Consider the following 957-nt stretch of genomic DNA (forward strand, 5'->3'; position numbering starts at 1 on the left):
CACCTGTCTCTCTAGGGGCGTAAACGCTTTCGAGGTTTCGGTTTTTACCAGGTTCTGGTTGAGCGCAATCATGATCTTGGAAAGCGGCAACATGAAATAAGGTAAAGCAGAGGTCATATGACCAACGAAGCTAGGCGATGAGGTGTGAACAGACTGCGCAACTATTTTATCTAGAAGAAATTGAGTATGTTCGGATACAAAAATGGGCTTTTCAGGAATCCTGGGATCAGAAAAGTCTTTTTCCATTTCTTGCAAATCATGTTCGACCGCGACGATATGGTCCTGCATAAATCCTGCAAGATTATTAGAAACGTCTTTATCAATACGGCTAAGAGTAGAGTCTGGTGCTTCGGGTACTGTAAATACTCGATACATACTCTCTATGCTTGCCTGAGCAAACTTCTGCTTATGGTATAACTTGTCCAACATAGCTCACAACGTAGATTCAATACCCAAAATTTGAACGGGCGCTAGTATAGTCGGTCGTACAAAGGATAACCAGCCAAGGTCTCTTGCAATGGACCAATATCGTTTAAAAAACCTTATTGACTGGGAAGAATTGCCAAATCACCACTCTTTTGAAGCGATGCCAGCAACTGCTCCTTTAGATTTTTCACACTTTGATATTCAAGCTGAGCCGTAATTTCCTGCTCGACTTGATAAAAAGGCTTGGCAATATGCTCCTGGTTAGCATGATAAAAGTCACTCACGCGTTGACTATCAACTTCATATTCAGACTTTGGAAAAAGTGTTTTGCCTGCCTGCTCAGCACTCACCTTATGATCTTTCGCATACTGATAAATATGCATCTGCAAAGCGGCCATTTCGAGAGTTCTGCGCCTCTCGCGCTCTAACTTGCTAATACGTTCCTTAAACTCTGGCGACAGGTCTTCGAGATTTTTATCAATGCCTTTATAAACCAATAAAGGGGCGCGCTCTTCGACTTCTTTCTGCGCA

1 protein-coding gene and 1 pseudogene are annotated in these 957 nt (G+C 42.7%); both read right to left on the bottom strand.

The window, feature by feature from the left end; genetic code table 11:
- Positions 1–429, bottom strand: a pseudogene (locus A3763_RS04705) (putative pyridoxal-dependent aspartate 1-decarboxylase); the annotation flags it as partial.
- A 113-nt stretch (positions 430–542) separates the two neighbouring features.
- On the bottom strand, positions 543–957 hold a 415-nt coding region (locus A3763_RS28150), incomplete at its 5' end, for a hypothetical protein (protein WP_197482771.1).

It is taken from the genome of Oleiphilus sp. HI0128, from assembly GCF_001635365.1.